This window comes from Streptomyces sp. NPDC037126, from assembly GCF_055605965.1.
In genome coordinates, this window is sequence record NZ_JBVJTD010000016.1 from 53880 (window position 1) to 78938 (window position 25059).

Annotated in this window: 21 protein-coding genes; 8 read left to right on the forward strand and 13 right to left on the reverse strand. The window is 72.6% G+C overall.

Annotation, left to right across the window (positions count from 1 at the left end):
- Position 1: 1 nt before the first annotated feature.
- From iolD to ACZ7FF_RS30175, 6 genes are all read right to left on the reverse strand, one after another.
- Positions 2 to 1879, reverse strand: coding sequence for a 3D-(3,5/4)-trihydroxycyclohexane-1,2-dione acylhydrolase (decyclizing) (gene iolD, locus ACZ7FF_RS30150; RefSeq protein WP_470815988.1), 1878 nt, complete (start codon positions 1877 to 1879; stop codon positions 2 to 4).
- Entirely contained in the window at positions 1876 to 2691 is an 816-nt protein-coding gene (iolB, locus tag ACZ7FF_RS30155) for a 5-deoxy-glucuronate isomerase (protein WP_470815989.1), read from the reverse strand. Before iolB ends, iolD begins: the two co-directional genes overlap by 4 nt.
- A gap of 7 nt (positions 2692 to 2698) precedes the next feature.
- Positions 2699 to 3583 carry a Cgl0159 family (beta/alpha)8-fold protein gene (locus tag ACZ7FF_RS30160; protein WP_470816227.1) on the reverse strand — a complete coding sequence of 295 codons (885 nt, stop codon included), beginning with the start codon at positions 3581 to 3583 and terminating at the stop codon, positions 2699 to 2701.
- A gap of 59 nt (positions 3584 to 3642) precedes the next feature.
- Positions 3643 to 4593, reverse strand: a complete 951-nt coding sequence (gene iolC, locus ACZ7FF_RS30165; protein ID WP_470815991.1) for a 5-dehydro-2-deoxygluconokinase — start codon at positions 4591 to 4593, stop codon at positions 3643 to 3645.
- A 138-nt stretch (positions 4594 to 4731) separates the two neighbouring features.
- Entirely contained in the window at positions 4732 to 5223 is a 492-nt protein-coding gene (locus tag ACZ7FF_RS30170; protein WP_470815994.1) for a helix-turn-helix transcriptional regulator, read from the reverse strand.
- A gap of 3 nt (positions 5224 to 5226) precedes the next feature.
- The gene (locus ACZ7FF_RS30175; RefSeq protein ID WP_470815996.1) at positions 5227 to 5487 is read right to left on the reverse strand and encodes a hypothetical protein; all 261 of its coding nucleotides are present in this window, start codon (positions 5485 to 5487) and stop codon (positions 5227 to 5229) included.
- Positions 5488 to 5676: 189 nt separating this feature from the next.
- Here ACZ7FF_RS30175 and ACZ7FF_RS30180 point away from each other — a divergent pair, with 189 nt between their 5' ends.
- Positions 5677 to 5877 carry a helix-turn-helix transcriptional regulator gene (locus ACZ7FF_RS30180; RefSeq protein WP_413953082.1) on the forward strand — a complete coding sequence of 67 codons (201 nt, stop codon included), beginning with the start codon at positions 5677 to 5679 and terminating at the stop codon, positions 5875 to 5877.
- Between the two features lie 16 nt (positions 5878 to 5893).
- On the opposite strand, the gene ACZ7FF_RS30185 is transcribed toward ACZ7FF_RS30180, so the two are convergent.
- Together ACZ7FF_RS30185 and ACZ7FF_RS30190 are read right to left on the reverse strand one after the other, a co-directional pair.
- Complete coding sequence (locus ACZ7FF_RS30185) at positions 5894 to 6955, reverse strand: zinc-dependent alcohol dehydrogenase family protein (RefSeq protein ID WP_470815998.1); 1062 nt, start codon at positions 6953 to 6955, stop codon at positions 5894 to 5896.
- 52 nt (positions 6956 to 7007) lie between these two features.
- Positions 7008 to 9230 (reverse strand): MMPL family transporter, encoded by a 2223-nt coding sequence (locus ACZ7FF_RS30190; RefSeq protein ID WP_470816000.1) that lies wholly within the window; start codon positions 9228 to 9230, stop codon positions 7008 to 7010.
- 159 nt (positions 9231 to 9389) lie between these two features.
- Between ACZ7FF_RS30190 and ACZ7FF_RS30195 the strand changes: the two genes are divergently transcribed.
- From ACZ7FF_RS30195 to ACZ7FF_RS30210, 4 genes are all read left to right on the forward strand, one after another.
- On the forward strand, positions 9390 to 10028 hold the full coding sequence (locus ACZ7FF_RS30195) for a TetR/AcrR family transcriptional regulator (protein ID WP_470816001.1): 639 nt from the start codon (positions 9390 to 9392) through the stop codon (positions 10026 to 10028).
- Between the two features lie 87 nt (positions 10029 to 10115).
- Entirely contained in the window at positions 10116 to 11066 is a 951-nt protein-coding gene (locus ACZ7FF_RS30200) for a PrsW family intramembrane metalloprotease (protein ID WP_470816003.1), read from the forward strand.
- Positions 11067 to 11140: 74 nt separating this feature from the next.
- Positions 11141 to 11380 (forward strand): heavy-metal-associated domain-containing protein, encoded by a 240-nt coding sequence (locus tag ACZ7FF_RS30205; protein ID WP_470816004.1) that lies wholly within the window; start codon positions 11141 to 11143, stop codon positions 11378 to 11380.
- A gap of 84 nt (positions 11381 to 11464) precedes the next feature.
- Positions 11465 to 13717 (forward strand): heavy metal translocating P-type ATPase, encoded by a 2253-nt coding sequence (locus tag ACZ7FF_RS30210; protein WP_470816006.1) that lies wholly within the window; start codon positions 11465 to 11467, stop codon positions 13715 to 13717.
- A 610-nt stretch (positions 13718 to 14327) separates the two neighbouring features.
- On the opposite strand, the gene ACZ7FF_RS30215 is transcribed toward ACZ7FF_RS30210, so the two are convergent.
- Together ACZ7FF_RS30215 and recD2 are read right to left on the reverse strand one after the other, a co-directional pair.
- Entirely contained in the window at positions 14328 to 15617 is a 1290-nt protein-coding gene (locus ACZ7FF_RS30215) for a citrate synthase (RefSeq protein ID WP_470816008.1), read from the reverse strand.
- 178 nt (positions 15618 to 15795) lie between these two features.
- On the reverse strand, positions 15796 to 18132 hold the full coding sequence (gene recD2 / locus ACZ7FF_RS30220) for an SF1B family DNA helicase RecD2 (protein WP_470816010.1): 2337 nt from the start codon (positions 18130 to 18132) through the stop codon (positions 15796 to 15798).
- Between the two features lie 132 nt (positions 18133 to 18264).
- Here recD2 and ACZ7FF_RS30225 point away from each other — a divergent pair, with 132 nt between their 5' ends.
- Positions 18265 to 19200, forward strand: a complete 936-nt coding sequence (locus ACZ7FF_RS30225; RefSeq protein ID WP_470816229.1) for a ribokinase — start codon at positions 18265 to 18267, stop codon at positions 19198 to 19200.
- Between the two features lie 272 nt (positions 19201 to 19472).
- Here ACZ7FF_RS30225 and ACZ7FF_RS30230 read toward each other — a convergent pair whose 3' ends face one another.
- From ACZ7FF_RS30230 to ACZ7FF_RS30240, 3 genes are read right to left on the reverse strand one after another with little or no spacing between them, the layout of a single operon-like run.
- A complete protein-coding gene (locus ACZ7FF_RS30230) occupies positions 19473 to 20267 on the reverse strand; it encodes a sugar phosphate isomerase/epimerase family protein (protein ID WP_470816230.1) in 795 nt (264 codons plus the stop codon).
- 35 nt (positions 20268 to 20302) lie between these two features.
- The gene (locus ACZ7FF_RS30235) at positions 20303 to 21457 is read right to left on the reverse strand and encodes a dihydrodipicolinate synthase family protein (protein WP_470816012.1); all 1155 of its coding nucleotides are present in this window, start codon (positions 21455 to 21457) and stop codon (positions 20303 to 20305) included.
- Positions 21454 to 22605, reverse strand: a complete 1152-nt coding sequence (locus ACZ7FF_RS30240; protein WP_470816014.1) for a Gfo/Idh/MocA family protein — start codon at positions 22603 to 22605, stop codon at positions 21454 to 21456. Before ACZ7FF_RS30240 ends, ACZ7FF_RS30235 begins: the two co-directional genes overlap by 4 nt.
- A gap of 263 nt (positions 22606 to 22868) precedes the next feature.
- Between ACZ7FF_RS30240 and ACZ7FF_RS30245 the strand changes: the two genes are divergently transcribed.
- Together ACZ7FF_RS30245 and ACZ7FF_RS30250 are read left to right on the forward strand one after the other, a co-directional pair.
- The gene (locus ACZ7FF_RS30245; RefSeq protein WP_470816016.1) at positions 22869 to 23927 is read left to right on the forward strand and encodes a LacI family DNA-binding transcriptional regulator; all 1059 of its coding nucleotides are present in this window, start codon (positions 22869 to 22871) and stop codon (positions 23925 to 23927) included.
- A gap of 196 nt (positions 23928 to 24123) precedes the next feature.
- Complete coding sequence (locus tag ACZ7FF_RS30250; protein ID WP_470816018.1) at positions 24124 to 25056, forward strand: bifunctional helix-turn-helix transcriptional regulator/GNAT family N-acetyltransferase; 933 nt, start codon at positions 24124 to 24126, stop codon at positions 25054 to 25056.
- Positions 25057 to 25059 lie beyond the last annotated feature (3 nt).

A 25059-nucleotide genomic window follows, 5' to 3' on the forward strand; every position in this document is an offset into this window, starting at 1 on the left:
ATTACAGATGGCGGCGTCGGGTCGAGACGTGCCGTTCGTACAGCTCACGTGCCTTGACCGCCGACGGTCGGGTCGCGGTCTCGGCCACAGGAACATCCCACCAGGCCTGCGCCTCGGGCGCGCCCGACACAGTGTCGGACGTTTCGGTCTCCACGTAGACACATGTGGGAGTGTCGGCGGCCCGCGCCTCGGCGAGCGCCGTGCGCAGGTCCCGTACGGTCTTCGCGCGCAGCACGCGCATGCCGAGGCTGGCCGCGTTGGCGGCCAGGTCGACGGGCAGCGGGGCACCGGTGAAGGTGCCGTCGCCCGAAGCGAACCGGTAGGCCGTGCCGAACCGCTCGCCGCCCACCGACTCCGACAGGCCGCCGATGGACGCGTACCCGTGGTTCTGCACCAGCAAAATCTTGATCGCGACGCCCTCCTGCACGGCGGTCACGATCTCCGTCGGCATCATCAGGTACGTGCCGTCGCCGACCAGCGCCCACACGTTCCGCTCCGGCGCGGCCAGCTTCACGCCGAGCGCGGCCGGGATCTCGTAGCCCATGCAGGAGTAGCCGTACTCCAGGTGGTACTGGTCGTACGAGCGCGCCCGCCAGAGCTTGTGCAGGTCGCCAGGGAGCGAGCCGGCCGCGTTGACGATGATGTCCGACTCGTCGACCAGGGCGTCCAGGGCCCCGACGACCTGCGTCTGGGTCGGCCGTACGTCCGGCTCGCCGGCCCCCAGGCAGGCGTCGACGCGCTGCTCCCAGCGCCGCTTGTCCCGCGTGTACCGGTCGACGTAGGCGTCGGCGACCCGGTGCCCGTGCATCACCAGTGCCTCGGTCAGCTCGCCCAGGCCGCTGCGGGCGTCCGCGACCAGCGGCAGCGCGCCCAGCTTGTGGCCGTCGTAGGGCGCGATGTTGAGGTTGAGGAAGCGGACGCCGGGGTCCTGGAAGAGGGTGCCGGAGGCGGTGGTGAAGTCCGTGTACCGGGTGCCCACCCCTATGACCAGGTCCGCGGTGCGGGCCAGCTCGTCGGCGGTCGCGGTGCCGGTGTGGCCGACCCCGCCCACGTCCTGCGGGTGGTCGTGGCGCAGGGAGCCCTTGCCGGCCTGGGTGGAGGCGACCGGGATGCGGGTCGCGGCCGCGAACTCGGCGAGGGCCGCCTCCGCGCGGCTGTGGTGGACCCCGCCGCCCGCGATCACCAGGGGCCGCCGCGCGGCACGGACCGCCCGCACGGCCTCGGCCAGCTCGGTCGGGTCCGCGCCCGGCCGGCGCACGGTCCACACGCGCTCGGCGAAGAACTCCTCCGGCCAGTCGAAGGCCTCCGCCTGCACGTCCTGCGGCAGGGCGAGGGTGACCGCGCCGGTCTCCACCGGGTCGGTGAGGACCCGCATCGCCTGGAGCGCGCTCGGGATCAGCTGCTCGGGGCGGCTGATCCGGTCGAAGTACCGCGACACCGGGCGCAGGGTGTCGTTGACCGACACGTCGCCCGCGTACGGCACCTCCAGCTGCTGGAGGACCGGGTCGGCCGGGCGGGTGGCGAAGACGTCGCCGGGGAGGAGGAGCACCGGCAGGTGGTTGATGGTGGCGAGGGCGGCGCCGGTCACGAGGTTCGTCGCGCCGGGGCCGATCGACGTCGTCACCGCGTGCGTCGACAGGCGGTTCGACTGGCGGGCGTAGCCCACCGCCGCGTGCACCATGGACTGCTCGTTGCGTCCCTGGTGGTACGGCATGGCATCGGCGTACTCGATGAGCGCCTGGCCGAGGCCGGCGACGTTGCCGTGGCCGAAGATGCCCCAGGTGGCGCCGATCAGCCGGTGCCGCTCGCCGTCGCGTTCGGTGTACTGGGCGGCGAGGAAACGGACCAGCGCCTGCGCGACGGTCAGCCGGGTCGTCATCGGTAGCCCTCCGTGTGGTCCGGGTGGAAGCAGATCCGCCACTCGCGGGTCTCCCCTGGGCCCGCCATGACGTTCAGGTAGTACATGTCGTGCCCGGGCTGGGCGATCGACGGGCCGTGCCAGCCGTCGGGGACGAGCACCGCGTCGCCGGTGCGGACCTCGGCGAGGACGTCGGCGCCGCCCTCGCGGGAGGGGGACACCCGCTGGTAGCCGAGCGCCCCGGTGCCGTCGATCTCGAAGTAGTAGATCTCCTCCAGCTCGGCCTCCTCTCCCGGCCGGTACTCGTCGTGCTTGTGCGGCGGGTACGAGGACCAGTTGCCGCCGGGGGTGATCACCTCGACGGCGATCAGCCGGTCGCAGTCGAAGGCGTCGGCGGAGGCGAAGTTGCGCACCTGGCGGGCGCAGCCGCCGCTGCCGCGCTGTTCGACGGGCACCTCCGGCGCGGGGCCGTAGCGGGCGGGGAGTCGTCGCTCGCACTTCGCTCCTGCCAGGGCGAAGCGGCCTCCCGCGCCGGAGGCGATCTGGACCCGGGTGTCCCGGGGCGCGTACGCGAAGTCGGAAGCCGACGCGAACACGCTCTTCCTACCCAGGAGTTGAAACTCGTTTTCCTCAATTTGTACGGTACATCCGCCTTCCAGCGGAAGCACGATCCACTCACTGTCCCCGGTGGTGAACGTATGTGCACCACCGGGCGTCAACTCGACCACGCGCAGGCTGCTGTGGGTCCATCCCGCCCGTTCGGGGCCGATGTCGAGGGCGTACCACGCGTTCGCGGTGGCACCCCTGGGCAGATGCAGTTCGGTGCTGGTCATACGGCCCTCACAGCAGTCCTACGGCGGTGTCCACGGCGGCGGCCACGTCGCCGTCCGCCGGGTACAGCAGCGAGCGGCCGACCACCAGGCCGCGCACGGTGGGGAGTTGGAGCGCGCCGCGCCACTTCTCGTAGGCGGCGACCTGGTCCTCGGGCGAGTCACCGATGTCGCCGCCGAGCAGCACGGCGGGCAGGGTGGAGGTCTCCATGACCCGGGCCATGTCGTCGGGGTTCTCGGTGACCGGCACCTTCAGCCAGGTGTAGGCCGAAGTGCCGCCGAGGCCCGAGGCGATGGCGATGGACCGCGTGACCGCCTCCGCGCTCAGGTCGTTGCGCAGCCGCCCGTCCGGGTCGCGGCGGCTGATGAACGGCTCCACGAACACCGGCAGCCGGCGCTCGGCCATGGCGTCGATGGCCCGGGCCGTGGACTCCAGGGTGTTCAGCGAACCGGGGTCGGCGTAGTCGAGGCGCAGCAGCAGCTTGCCCGCGTCGAAGCCGAGGCGCTGGATGTCCTCGGGGCGGTGGCCGGTGAAGCGGTCGTCCAGCTCGAAGCCGGCCCCCTGCAGGCCGCCCCGGTTCATCGAGCCCATGACGACCTTGTGGTCGAGGGCGCCGAGCAGGAGCAGGTCGTCGAGGATGTCGGCGGTGGCGAGGACGCCGTCGACGCCGGGCCGGGACAGCGCCAGGCAGAGCCGTTCGAGCAGGTCGGCGCGGTTGGCCATGGCGAGCTTGCGGTCGCCGACGCCGAGGGCGCCCCGGGCGGGGTGGTCGGCGGCGACGATCATCAGCCGGCCGTGCTCGTTCAGCAGCGGCCTGCGGGCCCGGCGGACGGCGGCCTCGGCGATCGCCTCCGGGTGGTGGGTGCGCACCCGGACCAGCTCGGCGACGTCCACGCGCGGCTGCCGGGCGCCGTCCCCGCCCTCGTGGTGCGTGCCCGTGACGCAGCCGGCCCTCACTGCACCGCTCCCGCCTCGAGCGCGGCGGCCACCTCGTCCGGGGTGGGCATCGCCGAGGAGCACTCCAGACGGGAGGCGACGATGGCGCCGGCCGCGTTGGCGTGTCGCATGACCGTCTCCAGGTCCCAGCCGGCCAGCAGCCCGTGGCAGAGGGAGCCGCCGAACGCGTCCCCGGCACCGAGCCCGTTGAGGACGGTGACGGGCAGCGGCGGGACCTCGGCGCACTCACCCGTGCGGCTGACGGCGAGGACGCCCTTCGGTCCCTGCTTCACGACGGCGATCTCCACCCCGGCGTCCAGCAGCGCCCGGGCGGCGGCGTGCGGCTCGCGCTCCCCGGTGGCGACCTCGACCTCGTCCAGGTTGCCGACGGCCACGGTGGTGTGGCGCAGGGCCTCGGCGTAGAAGGGGCGGGCCTCGTCCGGGTGACTCCAGAACATCGGGCGCCAGTCGAGGTCGAAGACGGTCGTGCCGGCCTTGGCGCGGTGGGCGAGGGCCGCGAGGGTGGCCGTACGGCTGGGCTCCTCGCTCAGGCCGGTGCCGGTGACCCAGAAGATCCCTGCCGCGCGCACGGCGTCCAGGTCCAGCTCGCCGGTGTGGATCTCCAGGTCGGGCGCCTTGGGCCGGCGGTAGAAGTACAGCGGGAAGTCGTCCGGCGGGAAGACCTCGCAGAAGGTGACCGGGGTCGGCAGCCCGGGGACCGGGGTGACCCAGCGGTCGTCGACGCCGAAGCCGCGCAGCGCCTCGTGCAGGTAGGCGCCGAACGGGTCGTCCCCGGTGCGGGTGATCACGGCGGTGGTGCGGCCGAGGCGGGCCGCCGCGACCGCCACGTTCGTCGCCGACCCGCCGAGGAACTTGCCGAAGGTCGACACCTGGGCGAGCGGGACGCCGGTTTGCAGGGGGTAGAGGTCCACTCCGATCCGCCCCATGGTGATCAGGTCGTACGCCATCGGCTTCCCTTCGTCACGGCTCTCCCCGGATTTCTAGTCCTGTCCGCCGAGCCCTGTCAATGTTTTGTCCGGACATTCGGACGATAGGTTGGCGCTCGGCCCCGACGGCACGCGGACACGGGCCCGTCCGGCCCGGGTTCACTCCGCCGTCGGCGGGTGCCGGTAGGTGTCCGCGAGGGCGACGACCGTCTCCGCCATCCGTGCGCGCAGATCCGCGGGCGCCACCACCTCGGCCTCCGCGCCGAGCCGCAGCAGCGTCCCGACGGCGTGTTCGACGGATTCGACGGGGACGACGACCCGGATCCGGCCGTCGGGGCCCGGCGGTCCGGCGCTCTCCCGCGCGGCGCGCGCCACCGCGGGCTCCACCAGGTCCGGCAGCTGTTCGAAGGCCCGCGGCGACAGCAGCACCACCGCCTCGCCCCGGTGGCGGCGGGCGTCGAAGCCGGCCAGGTAGGACCGCCAGTGCGCGGCCAGGTCGAAGTCCGGGGGCCGCTCGAAGGGGTCCTCCAGCACCTGGACCCGGAGGATCTGGGAGACGCGGTAGGTGCGGACGCGTTCCGGCCGGCCCGCCACCAGGTACCAGCGGCCCGCCTTGAGCACCAGCCCGTACGGCGCGAGGGTCCGGGTCACCTCCTAGGGAGACCTCCAGCGCCGGTACCGGACGCGGACGAGGCGCTGCCGCCACACCGCGTCGGTCACGGCGGCGAGGTGCGGGGTGGGGTCCGCCTCCGCGTACCAGCCGGAGGTGTCCAGGTGGAACCGCTGCCGCAGCTCACCGGTCCGGTCCGACCGAGCGGCCGGCGGGGTGCCCGCGGCCCGCTGATCCGACTCCGCGACTCCCGCCCGGCGCGCTCCCCGCGTGCCGGGCGTGGGGCTTTGTGGCGGCCGTGTCACAAAGAACCCCCTTGTGTCACACATGTCACGGCTACGCGGGTTCTGCGTCACACCCGGACGACAGGCGCTGTCCGCTGGTCACTCTGTGTCGTTCACCGGACACAGGCTAGGTGATCGCCAGCGCAGCGCCCGGCTCCCCCGACGGCCGTTCCCGGCCGCCGCCGCGGTGTGCGCACGGAGGTGCAGCACATGACCGACCGAAGGCTCTGGTCCTACAAGGAGATCGCGGCCCACATCAAGGTGCAGCCGGACACCGTACGGTCCTACCGGAAGCACGGGCTGCTCCCCGCGCCCGACCACGTGGAACGGGGGAAGCCCTACTGGTACGCCGACACCGTCCGCGCCTGGGTCGCCTCCCGCCCCGGCAACCGGGGCCGCCGGCCGGACTGACCGGCGGTGCCCGGGGTCACCGCGCCTCGCGGGCCCGGCTCCAGGGCTCGATGACCGTGACCCCGGCCCCCGGCGCCGTGCCCATCGCCGCGAGAGCCGCCGGGGCCGCGTCGAGGGGGATGGCGGACGTCACCAGGAGGTCCGGGCGCAGGACGCCGGAACGCACCAGCCGGAGCATCGCGGGGTAGCCGTGGGCGGCCATGCCGTGGCTGCCGAGGAGTTCGAGCTCCAAGGCGACGGCGCGGGCCAGCGGCACGGGGGTGGTGCCGTCCGGCGAGGGCAGCAGGCCGACCTGGACGTGCCGGCCGCGCCGGCGCAGTGACCCGATCGAGGCGGCACAGGTGACGGGCGACCCGAGGGCGTCCAGGGCGAGATGGGCGCCGCCCGCGGTGAGGTCGACGACGGCCGCCGCCGTGTCGCCCGTCCGGGCCGCGTCCACGGTGTGGACCGCGCCGAACCCGCGCGCCAGCTCCAGCGCCCGGGGCGACACGTCCACGGCGACCACCTGCGCCCCGGCGGTCGCCGCGATCATCACCGCGGACAGCCCGACTCCGCCGCAGCCGTGCACCGCGACCCACTCGCCGGCCGCGACCCGGCCCCGCTGCACCACGGCCCGGAAGGCGGTGGCGAATCGGCAGCCGAGGCCGGCGGCGGTGGCGTACGCCATGTCGTCCGGGATCGCCACCAGGTTGACGTCGGCGTGGTCGAGGGCGACGTACTCGGCGAAGGAGCCCCATTGGTGGAAGCCGGGCTGGGTCTGCCGTTCGCACACCTGCTGGTCGCCGGCCGCGCAGGACGGGCAGGTGCCGCAGGCGCAGACGAACGGCACCGTGACCCGGTCACCGGGCCGCCACCCGGTCACCCGGGCGCCCACCGCCTCGACGACTCCGGCGAGTTCGTGCCCGGGCACGTGCGGCAGCGTGATGTCCGGGTCGTGACCCATCCAGCCGTGCCAGTCGCTGCGGCACAGGCCGGTCGCCTCGACCCGCACCACCGCACCGTGCTCCGGGGGTTCGGGATCGGGCACCTCCCGCACCTCGGCCGGCTTCCCGTACTCCTCGAACACCACGGCTCTCATGCGCGTCAGCCTTTCACGCGGCCCGCCGCAGCCGGCGCCGGACGCCCGGCCCTCAGGCCGGCACCGGCTGCTTCTCCTCCTCCGGTGCGGCGCTCTCCCCCTCGCTGAGGCCGAAGCGCCGGTGGAAGCGGCGCAGCGGGGCGGGGGCCCACCAGGTGGCGCGGCCGGTGAGCCGCATGATGGCCGGGACCAGCAGGCTGCGGACCACCATCGCGTCCATCAGCACCGCGAGGGCGATGCCGAGGCCGAGCATCTTGGTGTTGGTCACCCGGGAGGTGCCGATGGCGACCATCACCACCGCGAGGATGACCGCAGCCGCGGTGATCAGGCCGCCGGTGCGCTGGAGTCCGTGGCGCACGGCCGCCTCGTGGTCGCCCGTGCGGTCGTACTCCTCCTTGATTCGGGAGAGCAGGAACACGCCGTAGTCCATGGAGAGTCCGAAGGCCACGCAGAACATCAGCACGGGCAGGGTGGTCTCGATGGAGCCGGAGCTGGTGAAGCCGAGCACGCCGGACAGATGACCGTCCTGGAACACCCACACCACCGCGCCGAACATCGCCGTCAGGCTGAGCGCGTTGAGCACCACGGCCTGCAGGGGTATCAGCACGCTGCCGGTGAGCAGGAAGACCAGCAGGAGGGTGACCACGGCGATGAACAGGGCCGCCCAGGGCAGGCGTTCGGCTATCGCGTGCTTGGTGTCGACCAGGACGGCGGCCGTGCCGGTCACCTTGGTGTCGAAGGGGGCGTGCAGGGCGCGGAGGTCGCCGACCAGGTGCTGGGCGCCGCCGTCCACGGCCTCGCCCCTCGGCTGGACGGTGAAGTACGCCGCGTCCTTCCTGACCAACGGGCCCTCGACGCGGGCCACCTCGGGGAGCTTGGCCACCCGCTCCTTGTAGGCGGCGTACTGGTCCGGGGTGGCCCTGCCCTCGGCGAGGACCTCCAGGCCGCCGCCGGGGCTGCCCGGGAAGCCGTCGCGGAGGTGCTGCTGCACCACGTGGGACTCGGCGGTCGAGGGGAGCTGACGGTCGTCCGCGGTGCCGAACTTCACGCCCATGAAGGGCAGTCCGAGGATCACCAGCAAGGCGGTGGTACCGAGCGCGAAGATCGGGGCGCGCCGCATCACCAGTCCCGCGGTGCGCGCCCAGGTGCCGCTCCCGGCCGGCCCAGGCTGCCGGCCGCGCCGGAACAGACGGCGCAGGTCCAGGGAGTTGACCCGGCGTCCGAGCAGCATCAGCGCCGCCGGGAGCAGGATCAGGGCGGCGGCCGCGGCGAGCAGGACCACGGCGATGCCGGCGTAGGCGAAGGACCGCAGGAAGTACTGCGGGAAGACCATCATGGCGGCCAGGGAGACCGCGACGGTCATGGCGGAGAAGAGCACCGTGCGGCCGGCCGTGCGCAGGGTCGTGCCGATCGCGGTCAGCGGCTCGGCGCCGGCGGCCAGTTCCTCGCGGTAGCGGCGGACGATGAAGAGCGCGTAGTCGATGGCGAGACCGAGACCGAGGGCCGTGGTGAGGTTCAGCGCGAAGACGGAGACGTCGGTGAAGGACGTCAGGCCGCGCAGCACGGCGTTCGTGCCGAGGATGGCGACGATGCCGATGCCCAGCGGGAGCAGGGCCGCGATCGCGCTGCCGAAGACCATCACGAGCAGGACGAGGGTGATCGGCAGGGCGATCATCTCGGCGCGGGTGAGGTCTTCCTTGATGATCGTCTGCATCTCGTGCCGCACCGCGACGATGCCGCCGACCTTCACCACGACCGGGCCGTGCGTGCCCCGGTAGTGGGGGGCTATCCGGTCCAGGGTCTTGGCCATCGCGTTCTCGTCGCCGGTGATGCGGGCGGCGATGAGGGCCTCGTGCCCGTCCCGGGCGCGCAGGGCGGGCGCCTTCGTCTGCCAGTAGGAGCCCACGCCGGTGACGCCCCGCTCCCCCGCCAGCCGGGTGGTCAGGCTCCGGGCCTCGGCGGCCACCGCCGGATCGTCGACCCCGGCGCGGCCCGTGTCCAGCAGGAGCAGCAGGTTCGGCTGGGAGTCGGGGAACTCGTGCTCCAGGGCCTTGGTCGCGTACGTCGACTCGGCGGCCGGGTCCTCCCAGCCGCCGCTGCCGAGGCGGTCCGCGACCCCGCTGCCGGCCAGCACGGCGAGCGCGGTGAGGACCAGGGCCACCAGCAGCGACAGGCGCGGGCGCGCGGTCACGAACCGGGTCCAGCGGCCGATCCGGGGCGTCGCCTCCCCCGGTGCCCCTTCTCCCGTCCGCGGTGGCGTGTTGACTTCGGTCATCTTGCGGTGTCCCCTTCACCACGACCCGTGCCTGCACAGCCGGAGGCACGGAGGAGTCGTTGCCATAAAATGGCAAACACGAGAGATCGCTCGCGTTCCACAAGAATGCGAGCGACCACTCGCGTTTGTCAATCACCACCGGAGAGCTGGGGACAACGCGTGTCCGACATTTCGGAGAAGGAGCAGCCGCGCCGCCGCCAGGCCCGCGGCGAGCGCCGCATCGCACAGCTGCTCGAAGCCGCCGCCCGGGTCTTCTGCACCACCGGCTACACCGCCACCAGCACCAACGCCATCGCCCGCGAGGCCGGCGTCTCGCCGGGCACCCTCTACCAGTTCTTCCCGAACAAGGAAGCGATCGCGATCGAGCTGGGCGACCGGCTCGTCCACGAGATGCAGGAGACCTACGGCGTGGCGCTCGCCCCCGTCGACCCCGCCACCCCACTGGAGGAGGCCATCGGCGGGGCGGTCGACCGCTTCATCGCCTTCAACGCCGAGCACCCGGTCTTCTTCGCCCTGATGCACGGCCCCGACATGCCCGGCGGGATCACCGAGGCGCACGACCAGCTGCACACCACCCTGATCGGCCGGGTGGCGGACCTGCTCGCCTCCCTCATGCCCGGCGCCGACCCGGCCGACGTCACACGCACGGCGCACGTCTGCCTCGGCGTCTACAAGGCCGGCCTGGAACTGGTCCTCGCCCACGAGGGCGCGGAGCGCGCGGCCTACGTCCAGGAGATCAAGGACGTGCTGATCCGCTACCTCGGACCCCTGGTGGGCGACCGGCCCCCTCTCGCCTGACCCCACGGGGGTACCCGGACTGCGACTCGCGGGAACATCTGCCTAAAGTGCGGATGAATCGCCCAGCAGCAGTCCGAGGGGACCCCCGTGACCCACTCACCGCCGCCCGGCACACCCAGGGCCCGCATCCCCGGTCCCCAGCAGCCCCCACCGCCGTACCCGCGCATCGGCGCCGGGCTGTGGAAGCGCTGCCTGCGCGGTGGGCTGATCCTGTGGGCGCTGACCGGGTGGGCGCTGTACACGACGCTGAACACGGCCCTGCTGCCCGCCCTGATCCTGCTCGGCTGCTTCCTGGTGCCGGTCGTCTTCGTGCTCTGGGCGTACGAGCAGCACGGCCGCGACCTGGGCGTCAGCGCGATCCTCGGCTGCTTCCTCGCCGGTGGCGCGCTCGGCGTGCCCGGCGCCGCGCTCATGGAACGGTACCTGCTGGACCCCTCCCTCGGGACGTTCCTGGTCGTCGGGCTGACCGAGGAGGCGGCCAAGCTGGGCGCGCTGGTGTTCGTGCTGCACCGGCAGCCGGGCATCCGCGGGACACGGGCCGGGCTGGTGCTCGGCGCGGCCGTCGGGCTCGGCTTCGCGGCCGTGGAGAGCGCGGGCTACGCGTTCGACGCGGCCTTCTCCACCGAGGACATCGGCCTTCGGGCGCTGCTGGAGACGGAGTTGCTGCGCGGTCTCGCCGCCCCCGTCGGGCACGGACTGTGGACGGCGATCGCGGGCGGGGTGTTGCTGGCGCTGCGCCGGCCGAACGGGCGCTTCCGGTACGCCCCGCCCGCGGTCGCCGCCGGCATGGGCGTGGTCCTGCTGCACACCCTGTGGGACTCCACGCACGGCATCGCGCTCTGGCTGGTGGGGCGCCTGACCGGCACCGGCGTCGGCCCCCGGCTGTTCGCCCAGGGGTACCTGCCCCGGCCGGGCGCCGCGCAGCAGCATCTGTTCACCCTGTTCTCGGTCGGCGGGGCGGCCCTCGTCGCGCTCGCGGGGATCAGTTGGGTGATGGCTCTGGCGCGCCGCGACACTTCTTGGAGAAATACCCCCTAGGGGTATAGTGTGTGGAGCGTGGGGGTCCCTCGTGGGCCCCGCCAGCCCCACATGCCACGACGAGGAGTAACGACATGAGCGCTCAGACCGACACCCCGGGCTCCGTCACCGCCGTCTACCGGGTGACCGGCATGAGCTGCGGCCACTGCGAGGGATCCGTCTCCGGGGAGATCTCCGGGATCCCCGGCGTCACCTCGGTCAAGGCCGTGGCGTCGACCGGCGAGGTGACCGTCGTCTCCGAGGCCCCGCTGGACGACGAGGCCGTGCGCGCCGCCGTGGACGAGGCCGGCTTCGAGCTGGCCGGCAGGGTCTGAGCACCACCTCCCCTTCCCCGACCGGCCGTGCCGACCAGCTGATACTGGCTCCGTGCGGTCCGGTCCGATGTCTGGAGTCCGGACATGACCAGCACCACCGAGAAGACAGCGGCCGCGATAGGCGACACGTCCGAGGCCGAGCTGCTCATCGGCGGGATGACCTGCGCCTCCTGCGCCGCCCGGGTGGAGAAGAAGCTCAACCGGATGGAGGGCGTGACCGCCACCGTCAACTTCGCCACCGAGAAGGCGAAGGTCACCTACGCCGGCGGTGTCCAGGTCACCGACCTGATCGCCACCGTGGAGCGCACGGGCTACACCGCCGAGGAGCCCCCGCCGCCGGAGCCCGCGCCCGAAGCGGCGCCGGAGACCGCCGAGCGGGACCCCGAACTCGGGGCCCTGAGGCACCGCCTGCTCGTCTCCGCGTTGCTCGCCGCGCCCGTGGTCCTGCTCGCGATGACCCCCGCTCTGCAGTTCGACGACTGGCAGTGGCTCTCGCTCACCCTCGCCGCGCCGGTCGTCGTCTGGGGCGGCGCGCCCTTCCACCGGGCCGCCTGGACCAACGCCCGGCACGGCGCCGCCACCATGGACACCCTGGTCTCGGTCGGCACGCTGGCCGCGTTCGGCTGGTCGCTGTGGGCACTGTTCCTCGGCGACGCCGGCCTGCCCGGCACGCACGACGCGTTCCGCCTCACCGACTCCCGGATGGACGGCGCCTCCACCATCTACCTGGAGGTGGCCGCCGGGGTCGTCGCGCTGATCCTGCTCGGCCGCTATCTGGAGGCCCGCTCCAAGCGGCGCGCCGGGGCCGCGCTGAAGGCCCTGATGGAACTGGGCGCCAAGGACGTGACGGTGCTGCGGGACGGGCGCGAGGTGCGCGTCCCGGTGGCCTCCCTGGCGGTCGGCGACCGGTTCGTCGTACGGCCCGGCGAGAAGGTCGCCACCGACGGCACGGTGGTCGAGGGCGTCTCCGCGGTGGACGCCTCCATGCTGACCGGCGAGTCGGTACCGGTGGACGTCGGCCCCGGCGACCGGGTCACCGGCGCCACGGTCAACGCGGGCGGCCGGCTGGTCGTGGCCGCCACCCGGGTCGGCGCCGACACCCAGCTCGCCCGGATGGCGAAGCTGGTGGAGGACGCGCAGAACGGCAAGGCCGCGGTGCAGCGGCTCGCCGACCGCGTCTCCGCGGTGTTCGTGCCGGTCGTCATCCTGCTCGCGCTCGCCACCTTCGGGGTCTGGCTGGGCGCCACCGGCGACACGGCCGCCGCGTTCACCGCCGCCGTCGCCGTCCTGATCATCGCCTGCCCGTGCGCGCTGGGCCTCGCCACCCCGACGGCGCTGATGGTGGGCACCGGCCGCGGTGCCCAGCTCGGCATCCTCATCAAGGGCCCCGAGGTGCTGGAGTCCACGCGCCGGGTCGACACGGTCGTCCTCGACAAGACCGGCACCGTCACCACCGGCCGGATGACCCTCCAGTCGGTGTACGTCGCCGAGGGCGAGGACGAGAAGGAGCTGCTGCGTCTCGCCGGGGCCCTGGAGCACGCCTCCGAGCACCCCGTCGCCCGCGCCGTCGCCGCCGGGGCCGCGAAGCGCGCCGGGACGCTCCCGCGGGCCGAGCGCTTCGAGAACGTCCCCGGGCGGGGCGTACGCGGGCGCGTGGAGGGCCGCCAGGTGGCCGTGGGGCGCCTGTACGACGAGGTGCCCGAGGAACTGGCCCGCGCGGTCCGCGAGGCCGAGCGGGAGGGCCGTACGGCCGTTCTGGCCGGCTGGGACGGCCGGGCCCGCGGGGTTCTCGCCGTCGCCGACGCGGTCAAGCCGACCAGCGCCGAGGCGGTGCGCGAACTGCGCGCGCTGGGGCTCACTCCGGTCCTGCTCACCGGGGACAACCGCACGGTCGCCGAGGCGGTCGCCCGGTCCGTCGGCATCGACCCGGGGAACGTGTTCGCGGAGGTGCTGCCCGAGGACAAGGTCGAGGTCGTACGACGGCTGCAGCGCGAGGGGCGCGCGGTGGCCATGGTCGGCGACGGCGTCAACGACGCGGCCGCCCTCGCCACCGCCGATCTGGGTCTCGCCATGGGCACCGGCACGGACGCGGCGATCGAGGCCGGTGATCTGACGCTGGTGCGCGGGGACCTGCGCGTGGCCGCGGACGCCATCCGGCTCGCCCGGCGCACCCTCGCCACCATCAAGGGCAACCTGGTCTGGGCCTTCGGCTACAACGTGGCCGCGCTGCCGCTGGCCGCCGCCGGTCTGCTGAACCCGATGATCGCGGGCGCCGCCATGGCCTTCTCCTCGGTGTTCGTGGTGAGCAACAGCCTGCGACTGCGACGATTCCGCTGAAGTCCCCCAGGGTTACCGGGGGTTAAGTTCTGCGGATGTAAGAGTCCCTCTAGAGTCAGGCGCGAGCCTCACATAAGCTCTTCACAAGGCTCGCGCATCATCCTTACGCTTGGACCCCGATCGCGGTATCGGGGCTCTTGCGCACCTAAAGGACATATGCAAGAGACGCAGATCACAGTGATGCGAACGTAACCATCGAAGGGGTTCGAAGGTCTAAGTTGGCGATGTCGGTTTCGGCGTCTTGGGGGGCGCCGACCGGCGTCTGGGGATGTCTTGGGGGACTTCCCCGGAGATGCGTTGCCGGGGCACGTACACCGGGAAGCTTTGAGCGGCCCTCCCTGCGTGCGTTGTCCCGGCAGATCGCACCGCATCACTGGAGCACGACGGGTACCACCCGCCGTGCTCACCGACAGCGATTCAGGCGCTGTCCTCTCCGAGCGCCCGGCCGGATCCCGTGGGGGGAATCCGCACCGGGACATGGGAAGGCGCCCTGGTCGTCGGCCCGTGGGGGGACCGGCGTCTCAGGGCGCCTTCCGCTTGAGCTCCTGCGCTTCGTGACGCGGTTCGCCTCCGGGGCGCCTGTTCGGCGGCGCCCCTTCGGCGAGGGATGTCAGCGCTCCTCGACCGGAACGAAGTCGCGTTCGACGACGCCCGTGTAGATCTGACGCGGACGGCCGATGCGGGAACCCGGCTCCTTGATCATCTCGGTCCACTGGGCGATCCAGCCCGGCAGCCGGCCGAGGGCGAACAGGACCGTGAACATCTCGGTCGGGAAGCCCATGGCCCGGTAGATCAGACCGGTGTAGAAGTCCACGTTCGGGTACAGCTTGCGCTCGACGAAGTAGTCGTCGGAGAGCGCGTGCTCCTCCAGCTTCAGGGCGATGTCGAGGAGCTCGTCATCCTTGCCCAGCGCGGAGAGCACGTCGTGCGCGGCGGCCTTGATGATCTTGGCGCGCGGGTCGAAGTTCTTGTAGACCCGGTGGCCGAAGCCCATCAGGCGGACGCCGTCCTCCTTGTTCTTCACCTTGCGGATGAAGGTGTCGACGTCGGAGCCGGAGTCGCGGATGCCCTCGAGCATCTCCAGGACGGACTGGTTGGCGCCGCCGTGCAGCGGGCCCCACAGCGCGTTGATGCCGGCCGAGATCGAGGCGAACATGTTGGCCTGCGAGGAGCCGACCAGGCGGACCGTGGAGGTCGAACAGTTCTGCTCGTGGTCCGCGTGCAGGATCAGCAGCTTGTCCAGCGCGGAGACCACGACCGGGTCCAGGTCGTACTCGTCGGCCGGGACCGAGAAGGTCATGCGCAGGAAGTTCTCGACGTAGCCGAGGTCGTTGCGCGGGTAGACGAACGGGTGGCCGATCGACTTCTTGTACGCGTACGCCGCGATCGTCGGGAGCTTCGCGAGCAGCCGGATCGTGGAGAGGTTGCGCTGCCTCTCGTCGAACGGGTTGTGGCTGTCCTGGTAGAAGGTGGACAGCGCGGAGACGACCGAGGACAGCATGGCCATCGGGTGGGCGTCGCGCGGGAAGCCCTTGTAGAAGTTCTTGACGTCCTCGTGCAGCAGGGTGTGCCGCGTGATGTCGTTCTTGAACGTCGTCAGCTCGTCGACGGTGGGCAGCTCGCCGTTGATCAGCAGGTACGCCACCTCGAGGAAGGTGGAGCGTTCGGCCAGCTGCTCGATGGGGTAGCCGCGGTAGCGGAGGATGCCCGCCTCGCCGTCGAGGTAGGTGACAGCGGATTTATAGGCGGCGGTGTTGCCGTAACCGCTGTCCAGAGTCACCAGACCGGTCTGGGCGCGGAGCTTCCCGATGTCGAAGCCCTTGTCGCCGACGGTGCTGTCGACCACCGGGTAGGTGTACTCGCCGTCGCCGTACCGCAGTACTACAGAGTTGTCGCTCACGTCTTCCCTCACCGACGTAGTGCCTCATCTTCGAGGTGCCCTGACTGTCTCTACCATCCCCCATTTGGCTCAGGAGAGTGCACTCGGGGTCGACCATTGGGCCTATTGGCGGCACTCAGTGCCGCCAACCTGCTCATCCTGCCCCCTCGGGAGGGCATCTGGAAGTGCTCTGTGACCTTCACGACTCATTTGATCGATCATTTTTCACGATGCCGGTCCGCCGGCTGTCCGAACCGGTGACATCCAGCCTCCCGCCGGGTGACGCGAGCCTGAAATCGAGGGCCGTGCACCGCCGTCCGGCGGACACCGTGCGCACCGCCTGCCCGATCGCCTTGCGCGAACCGACGAGGACGACCAGGCGTTTGGCCCGGGTGACCGCCGTGTAGAGCAGGTTCCGCTGGAGCATCATCCACGCTCCGGTGGTGACGGGAATCACCACCGCGGGATATTCACTTCCCTGTGAACGGTGGATGGTCACCGCGTAGGCGTGTGCCAGTTCGTCCAGTTCGTCGAATTCGTACGGAACCTCCTCGTCCTCGTCGGTGAGCACCGTCAGGCGCTGGTCGGCCGGGTCGAGCGAGGTGACGACGCCCACGGTGCCGTTGAAGACACCGTTCTTCCCTTTCTCGTAATTGTTGCGAATCTGGGTGACCTTGTCGCCGACCCGGAAGACCCGGCCGCCGAAGCGCTTCTCCGGCAGGTCGGGGCGGCCGGGGGTGACGGCCTGCTGGAGCAGCCCGTTCAGCACCCCGGCCCCGGCCGGGCCCCGGTGCATCGGCGCGAGGACCTGGACGTCCCGGCGCGGATCCAGCCCGAATCTGGCGGGAACCCGGCGCGCGGCCACGTCCACGGTGAGCCGGCCGGCCTCCTCGGTGTCGTCCTCCACGAAGAGGAAGAAGTCCTTCAGACCGTCGGTGAGCGGATGTTGTCCCGCGTTGATCCGGTGCGCGTTGGTCACCACGCCGGACTGCTGCGCCTGCCGGAAGACCCGGGTGAGCCGGACGGCGGGGATCGGGCCGCCCTCGGCCAGCAGGTCCCTGAGCACCTCCCCCGCACCCACGCTGGGCAGCTGGTCCACGTCCCCGACGAACAGCAGGTGGGCGCCCGGGGGCACCGCCTTCACCAGCTTGTTGGCGAGCAGCAGGTCCAGCATGGACGCCTCGTCCACCACCACCAGGTCGGCGCCCAGCGGCCGGTCCCGGTCGTAGGCCGCGTCGCCGCCGGGCTTCAGCTCAAGGAGCCGGTGCACCGTGGAGGCCTCGGCGCCGGTCAGCTCGGCCAGCCGCTTGGCGGCCCGTCCGGTGGGGGCGGCGAGCAGCACCCTGGCCCCTCTGGCACGGGCCAGCTCCACGATCGAGCGCACCGTGAAGGACTTGCCGCAGCCGGGGCCGCCGGTGAGCACGGCGACCTTCTCGGTGAGCGCGAGTCTGACCGCCGCCTCCTGCTCCGGGGCCAGTTCGGCACCGGTGCGGGACTTCAGCCAGCCGAGCGCCCTGCCCCAGTCGACGTCCCGGAAGGCCGGCATCCGGTCCTCGTCGGTGCGCAGGAGGCGCAGCAGCTGGGCGGAGAGGGACAGCTCGGCCCGGTGGAAGGGCACCAGGTAGACGGCCGTGACGGGCTGTTCCGAGTCGCCGTCGGGGCCCGGGACGCGCTCCCGCACGACCCCGGGGTCCTCGCCCTCCTCGGGGGCGCGGGCCAGCTCGGCGAGGCACTCGATGACGAGCCCGGTGTCGACCTGGAGGAGCTTGACGGCGTCGGCGATCAGCCGCTCCTCCGGCAGATAGCAGTTGCCCTGGTCGGCGGACTGGGAAAGGGCGTACTGCAGGCCCGCCTTGACCCGCTCCGGGCTGTCGTGCGGGATGCCCACGGACTGGGCGATCTTGTCGGCGGTGAGGAAGCCGATGCCCCAGACGTCGGCGGCCAGCCGGTAGGGGTGGTTCCTGACGACGGAGATCGAGGCGTCGCCGTACTTCTTGTAGATCCGCACGGCGATCGACGTCGACACCTCGACGGTCTGCAGGAAGAGCATGACCTCCTTGATCGCCTTCTGCTCCTCCCAGGCGTCGGCGATCTTCCTCGTCCGCTTGGGACCGAGGCCGGGGACCTCGACGAGCCGCTTGGGCTCCTCCTCGATGATCCGGAGCGTGTCCATGCCGAAGTGCTGGGTGATGCGGTCGGCGAAGACGGGCCCGATGCCCTTGACCAGGCCGGAGCCCAGATAGCGCCGGATGCCCTGGACCGTGGCGGGCAGCACCGTCGTGTAGTTCTCCACGTGGAACTGCTTGCCGTACTGCGGGTGCGACCCCCAGCGGCCCTCCATGCGCAGGGACTCGCCGACCTGGGCACCGAGGAGCGCGCCGACCACCGTGAGGAGATCGCCGCCGCCTCTTCCCGTGTCGACCCGGGCGACCGTGTAGCCGTTCTCCTCGTTGGCGTACGTGATCCTCTCCAGCACGCCTTCGAGGGAGGCGAGCCGACGCTCGCCGCCCGTGGGGTTCCCCGCCAGTTGAGCCATGATCCGACGGTACCGGTGCGGTCTGACAGCGGTGCACTGTTACCGTGCGTGCACATGACCAATGCCCACGGCGCGGGCTCGGCCCGGGAGTTCCGCGCCCGCGAGGCGACCGCCGGGGCGGGGAGTCCTTCCATGTACGCGTACGACCTGCTGGTCGTGGGGTCGGCCAACGCCGACCTGGTGATCGGGGTGGAGCGGCGGCCGGCCGCGGGCGAGACGGTGCTCGGCGGCGACCTGTCCGTGCACCCGGGCGGCAAGGGCGCCAACCAGGCGGTCGCCGCCGCCCGGCTCGGTGCGCGCACGGCCCTGCTGGCCCGGGTCGGCGACGACGGCCACGGCCGGCTGCTGCTCGACTCCCTGCGGGCGGCCGGGGTCGACCCGGCCGGCGTGCTGGTCGGCGGGGCGCCGACCGGCGTCGCGCTCATCACCGTCGACCCCACCGGGGACAACAGCATCGTGGTGTCACCGGGTGCCAACGCCCGGCTCACCCCGGCGGACGCCCGGGCGGCCGCGGGCCTCCTGCTCGCCTCCCGGGTGGTGTCGGCGCAGCTGGAGATCCCGCTGGAGACGGTCGTGGAGGTCGTACGGAACCTGCCGGCCGGGACCCGGTTCGTGCTGAACCCGTCCCCGCCGCGCCCGTTGCCGGCCGAGGTGCTGGCGGCCTGCGACCCGCTGATCGTCAACGAGCACGAGGCACGGGTGGTCCTCGGCGGGGACCGGGCCGGTGCGGACCCCGAGGAGTGGGTGCGGCTGCTGCTGGCCGAGGGGCCCCGCTCGGTGGTGGTCACCCTCGGCGCCGAAGGGGCGCTGGTGTGCGACGGCTCGGGTGTCACGCGGGTGCCGTCGGTGGCGGTCGAGGCGGTGGACACCACGGGAGCGGGCGACGCGTTCACGGCCGCCCTGGCCTGGCGGCTGGGCTCGGGCGCGGCTCCGGTCGAGGCGGCGGCCTATGCGGCCCGGGTCGGCGCGGCGGCCGTGACCAGGCGCGGAGCGCAGGAGTCGTATCCGAGTGCGGCGGAGGTCGAGGCGCTGGGCCGTGCCGCTGCTCAGGACCGGCGGCCGCGCTGAGGCGTTTCGAGGCGGTGTGCCCGGTCCGTCGACCGGGCACACCCCCTCGGCTTTCCCCTCCGTGTCAGAACCCCTGCGAATCCCCCCCCCGGGTTCCCTCCCCGGGTTCTGACGCCAGGTACGACACCCGGAGCCCGGGAAGGGTTGCACGGCTTCCCGGGATTGTTTCGCCGGGCCGGTCCGGTCCGTACCGTGAGTCGCCGTGGCACGTGTCCGTGAGCCGCCGTGGCTGGTACCCGTGAGTCGCCGTGGCTCGTGTCCGTCGGTCGGCGTCACGCGTGTGCGAGGAACCGCGTGGCCGTCTCCGCCAGCACCTCCCGCCCGTCGCGTGCCCACAGGTCCTCGTTGAACAGCTCCACCTCGATCGGCCCGGTGTAGCCGGCCGCCTCCACGTAGCCCCTCCACTCGCGCATGTCGATCGAACCGTCGCCGATCTGCCCGCGGCCGTTGAGCACCCCTTGGGGCAGCGGGGTTGTCCAGTCGGCCAGCTGGAAGGTGTGGATGCGGCCGGCGGCGCCCGCGCGGGCGATCTGCGCGGGCGCCTGGTCGTCCCACCAGACGTGGTACGTGTCCACGGCGACCCCGACCTGGTGGGCGGGAAAGCGTTCGGCGAGGTCGAGGGCCTGGCCGAGGGTGGAGACCACGCAGCGGTCGGACGCGAACACGGGGTGCAGGGCCTCGACGGCGAGCCGGACGCCGTTCTCCCCGGCGCAGGGGGCGAGTTCGGCCAAGGCGTCCGCGACACGTTCCCGGGCCGCCCGCAGGTCCCTGTCACCGGGCGGGAGTCCGCCACAGACCAGGACGAGGGTGTCCGTGCCCAGGGCGGCCGCCTCGTGCACCGCGCGGCGGTTGTCGGCGAGGGCCGCCGCCCGCGCGTCGGGGTCGGTGGCCGTGAGGAAGCCGCCGCGGCACAGGGTCGTCACCGACAGGCCCGCGTCCCGTACCAGCCTGGCGGTCTCCCGAAGACCGTACGCCCGCACCGGCTCCCGCCACAGCCCCACGTTGCCGATGCCCAGCTCCCGGCAGGCGGCGGTCAGTTCGGGCAACGACAGCTGCCGTACCGTCATCTGGTTGACGGAGAAGCGGTCGAGCCCGGTGCCGGTCACCGGTCCACCCCGTACAGCCGCAGCAGGGTCTTCATGCGTTCCTCGGCGAGCTTCGGATCGGGGAACAGGCCGAGGCCGTCGGCGAGTTCGTAGGCGCGGGCGAGATGCGGGAGGGAGCGGGCCGACTGGAGTCCGCCGACCATCGTGAAGTGCGACTGGTGGCCCGCGAGCCAGGCGAGGAGCACGACGCCCGTCTTGTAGAAGCGGGTCGGCGCCTGGAACAGATGGCGGGACAACTCGACTGTCGGGTCGAGCAGTTGACGGAAACCGGCCGTGTCCCCCGCGTCCAGGAGCCGCATCGCCCGGGCGGCCGGCGGGCCCAGCGGGTCGAAGATGCCGAGCAGGGCGTGGCTGAAGCCCCGCTCGTCGCCCGCGATCAGCTCGGGGTAGTGGAAGTCGTCGCCGGTGTAGCAGCGCACCCCGGCGGGCAGCCGGCGCCGCAGGCCCCTCTCGCGCCCGGCGTCCAGCAACGAGATCTTGACGCCGTCGACCTTGTCCGGGTGGGCGGCGACGACCTCCAGGAGGACGTCGGTTGCCGCGTCCGGATCGGTGTGGCCCCAGTAGCCCTCCAGCGCGGGGTCGAACACCGGGCCGAGCCAGTGCAGGACGACCGGCTCGGCGGCCTGGCGCAGGAGGTGGCCGTAGACCTCCAGGTAGTCCTCGGGTCCCGAGGCGGCCGCGGCCAGCGCCCGGGACGCCATCAGGACGGCCTGCGCGCCCGCCTCCTCGGCCACCGCGAGCTGCTCCTCGTAGGCGGCGCGGATCTCGGGCAGGGTGGTGGTGCCGGTGAGCTGGTCGGTGCCGACCCCGCAGGCGACACGGCCACCAGTGGCCCGCGCCTCGGCCGCCGAGCGGCGGATCAGCTCGGCCGCGCCCGGCCAGTCCAGACCCATCCCGCGCTGGGCGGTGTCCATCGCCTCGGCGACGCCGAGTCCGTGGGACCACAGGTGGCGGCGGAAGGCGAGGGTGGCGTCCCAGTCGACGGCGGCGGGCGAATCGGGCGAGACGTCCGCGTACGGGTCGGCGACCACGTGCGCGGCCGCAAAGACCGTACGGGAGGTGAAGCGGGCGCCGGGTGGCAGCACGAGCGGGTCGGTACGCGGCTCGTAGGTCCGCAGGGTGCCGTCGGGGGCGGGGAGCCGGAGGGTCACAGCGCGATCTCCGGTACGTCGACGCGGCGGCCCTCGGCACAGGACCTGAGGCCCAGCTCGGCGAGCTGCACACCGCGGGCGCCGGCCAGCAGGTCCCAGCGGTAGGGGTCGTCGGCGTAGACGTGCCTGAGGAACAGCTCCCACTGGGCCTTGAAGCCGTTGTCGAACTCGCCGTTGTCGGGCACCTCCTGCCACTGCTCGCGGAAGGCCTCGGTGGCGGGGACGTCCGGGTTCCAGACCGGCTTGGGGGTGGCGCCGCGGTGCTGCGCCCGGCACCCGCGCAGGCCGGCCACCGCCGAGCCCTCGGTGCCGTCGACCTGGAACTCGACCAGTTCGTCGCGGTGGACGCGCACCGCCCAGGAGGAGTTGATCTGGGCGACGGCGCCGCCCACCAGTTCGAAGATGCCGTAGGCGGCGTCGTCGGCGGTGGCGTCGTAGGGCTTGCCGTGCTCGTCCCAGCGCTGCGGGATGTGGGTGGTGGCCAGCGCCTGGACGGACGTCACCCGGCCGAACAGCTCGTGGAGCACGTACTCCCAGTGCGGGAACATGTCGACGACGATGCCGCCGCCGTCCTCGGCGCGGTAGTTCCAGGAGGGGCGCTGGGCGCCCTGCCAGTCGCCCTCGAAGACCCAGTAGCCGAACTCGCCCCGCACGGACAGGATCCGGCCGAAGAAGCCGCCGTCGACGAGCCGCTTCAGCTTCAGCAGGCCCGGCAGGAAGATCTTGTCCTGGACGACGCCGTGCCTGACGCCCTTCTCGTGCGCGAGCCGGGCGAGTCGGAGGGCGCCGTCGAGCCCCGTGGCGGTGGGCTTCTCGGTGTAGACGTGCTTGCCGGCGGCGATCGCCTTCCCGAGGGCGTCCTCGCGGGCGGCGGTGACCTGGGAGTCGAAGTAGATGTCGACGGACGGGTCGGCGAGCACCGCGTCCAGGTCGGTGGACACGTGTTCCAGGCCGTGCCGTTCGGCGATCTCCCGCAGGGCGTGCTCGCGGCGGCCGAGCAGGACCGGCTCGGGCCAGAGCACGGTGCCGTCGCCGAGGTCGAGGCCGCCCTGGTCGCGCAGGGCGAGGATCGACCGGACGAGGTGCTGGCGGTGGCCCATGCGCCCGGTCACGCCGTTCATGGCGATACGCACCGTCTTGCGTGTCACGTCAGTCCCCTTCGTGGGCGCCGTGCGCCCCGTCGAACAGCAGCGTCGGTACGGCAAGCGCAGCACAGCAAACGCTTTCCGGCCAGGAGGAGGACGACTTCGTCCACTCGTCTGTACAAGACCGTGTCCCGTTCGAGTTGTTCGAGGGGGCGAACAAGTCATGTGCAGGGCTTTAGGGTCTGCTCCACGGTTTCCCGGAACCGGGACCGTGGCCTGGCTGTCTACGAGGGCGTACGACGAATGCACGACCGGAGGACGACGAGATGACGGTGACCCTGGCGGACGTGGCGGCCCGCGCCCAGGTCTCCCCCGCGACGGTGTCGCGCGTGCTGAACGGCAACTACCCGGTGGCCGCGTCCACGCGCGAGCGGGTGCTGCGGGCGGTGGACGAACTGGACTACGTCCTCAACGGGCCGGCCAGCGCGCTCGCGGCGGCCACGTCCGACCTGGTCGGCATCCTCGTCAACGACATCGCCGACCCCTTCTTCGGGATCATGGCGAGCGCGATCCAGGCCGAGATCGGCGGGCCGGGCGGCCGGGCGGGCGGCGAACGCCTCGCGGTCGTCTGCAACACGGGCGGGTCGCCGGAGCGCGAGCTGACGTACCTCACGCTGCTGCAGCGGCAGCGGGCCGCGGCCGTGGTGCTGACCGGCGGGGCGGTGGAGGACGCGCCGCACGCGGCGGCGGTCACGGCGAAGCTGCGGAAACTGGCGGAGGCGGGGACCCGGGTGGTGCTGTGCGGGCGGCCGCCGCTCGCGGGCACCGAGGCGGTCGCGCTGACCTTCGACAACCGGGGCGGGGCCCGGGCCCTGACGGACCATCTCATCGGCCTGGGCCATCGCCGCCTCGGCTACATCGCCGGCCCCGAGGAGCGTACGACGACCCGGCACCGGCTGGAGGGTCACCGGGAGGCGCTGACGTCTGCCGGCATCGCGGAGGACCCGGCCCTGACGGTGTACGGCCGCTACGACCGCCGGTCCGGATACGAGGCCACGCTGGAGCTGCTGCGCCGCGATCCGTCGCTGACGGCGGTCGTCGCCGCGAACGACTCCGTCGCGCTCGGGGCGTGTGCGGCGCTGCGGGACTCCGGGCTGCGGATCCCGGACGACGTCTCGGTGGCCGGCTTCGACGACCTCCCCTTCAGCATCGACGCGGTGCCTTCCCTCACCACGGTCCGCCTCCCCCTGGCGGAGGCGGGCGCCCGCGCCGGCCGGATCGCCATGGGCCGCGAGGAGCCGCCGCCCGGGGGGATCGCGTCGGTACGGGGAGAACTGATGGTGCGGGGCTCCTCCGGAGTGCCGCGGGTCCCCTCCGGGGGCTGAGCTTTCACCGACCCGGGGTGCGGCGGGGGCGGTGCGGGTGCGTCGTGGCCGGTCGCGCGGTTCCCCGCGCCCCTTGGGGTGGCTGCCGAGCTGTGGCCTGGGGTGTGGGCCGGTGTCGGGGGCATGGGGGGTGGGGCGTGTGGGGGTGGTGTTCGAAGGGGATATCTCTGACTGGGTCAAATGGTTGGGGGCGAGGATGAGTGTCGAGGATGTTCGGGGGTTCAACCGGTTCTACACGGGGGTCATCGGGGCCCTCGACTACGGGCGGCAGCTGTATGCGCCGTACACGCTCACCGAGTCCCGGGTGCTGTACGAACTCGCGCAGGTTCCGCAGCTGGACGCGGCGGACCTCCGGGCCCGGCTCGACCTGGACGCCGGGTACCTGAGCCGGATCCTGAACCGGTTCGAGGAGGCCGGGCTGGTCGAGCGCGGGCCGTCCGAGACCGACCCGCGCCGGCGGCGGATCCGGCTCACCCCGAGCGGACGCGGCACCGCGGGGATGCTGGACGAGCGGGCCCGGGAGACGGTCGGGGCGCTGCTCGACCGCGTGCCCCCGGCGGACCGGCCCCGGCTCGCGGAGGCGATGCGGACCGTCCGGGACATCCTCGGCGACGAGCGCCCGCGGCGGTCCGGCGAGGTGGTGCTGCGCGCGCCGCACGCCGGTGACCTGGGGTGGATCGTGCAGCGCAACGCCGCGCTGTACGCGGCCGAGTACGGCTGGAACACCGACTACGAGGGCCTGGTGGCCCGGATCGTCGCCGACTTCGCCGAGGACCACGACCCGCATCTGGAGCGGGTGTGGATCGCCGAGTCCGGCGGCCGTGCCGCGGGCTGCGTGATGTGCGTACGGGACGACGCGCCCGGCACCGCCCGGCTGCGGCTGCTGCTCGTCGAGCCCGAGGCGCGCGGGCAGGGCGTGGGCGACCGGCTGGTGCGGGCCGTCGTCGACTTCGCGCGCGGGGTCGGCTACCGCGACCTGGTGCTGTGGACCAACGACGTGCTGAGCGGCGCCCGCCGCATCTACCAGCGGCACGGCTTCGTCCTCGTCGCCGAGAAGCCGCACCGCTCCTTCGGCAAGGACCTGGTCGGCCAGGACTGGCGGCTGGATCTCCACGAACCGGACGAATGACGA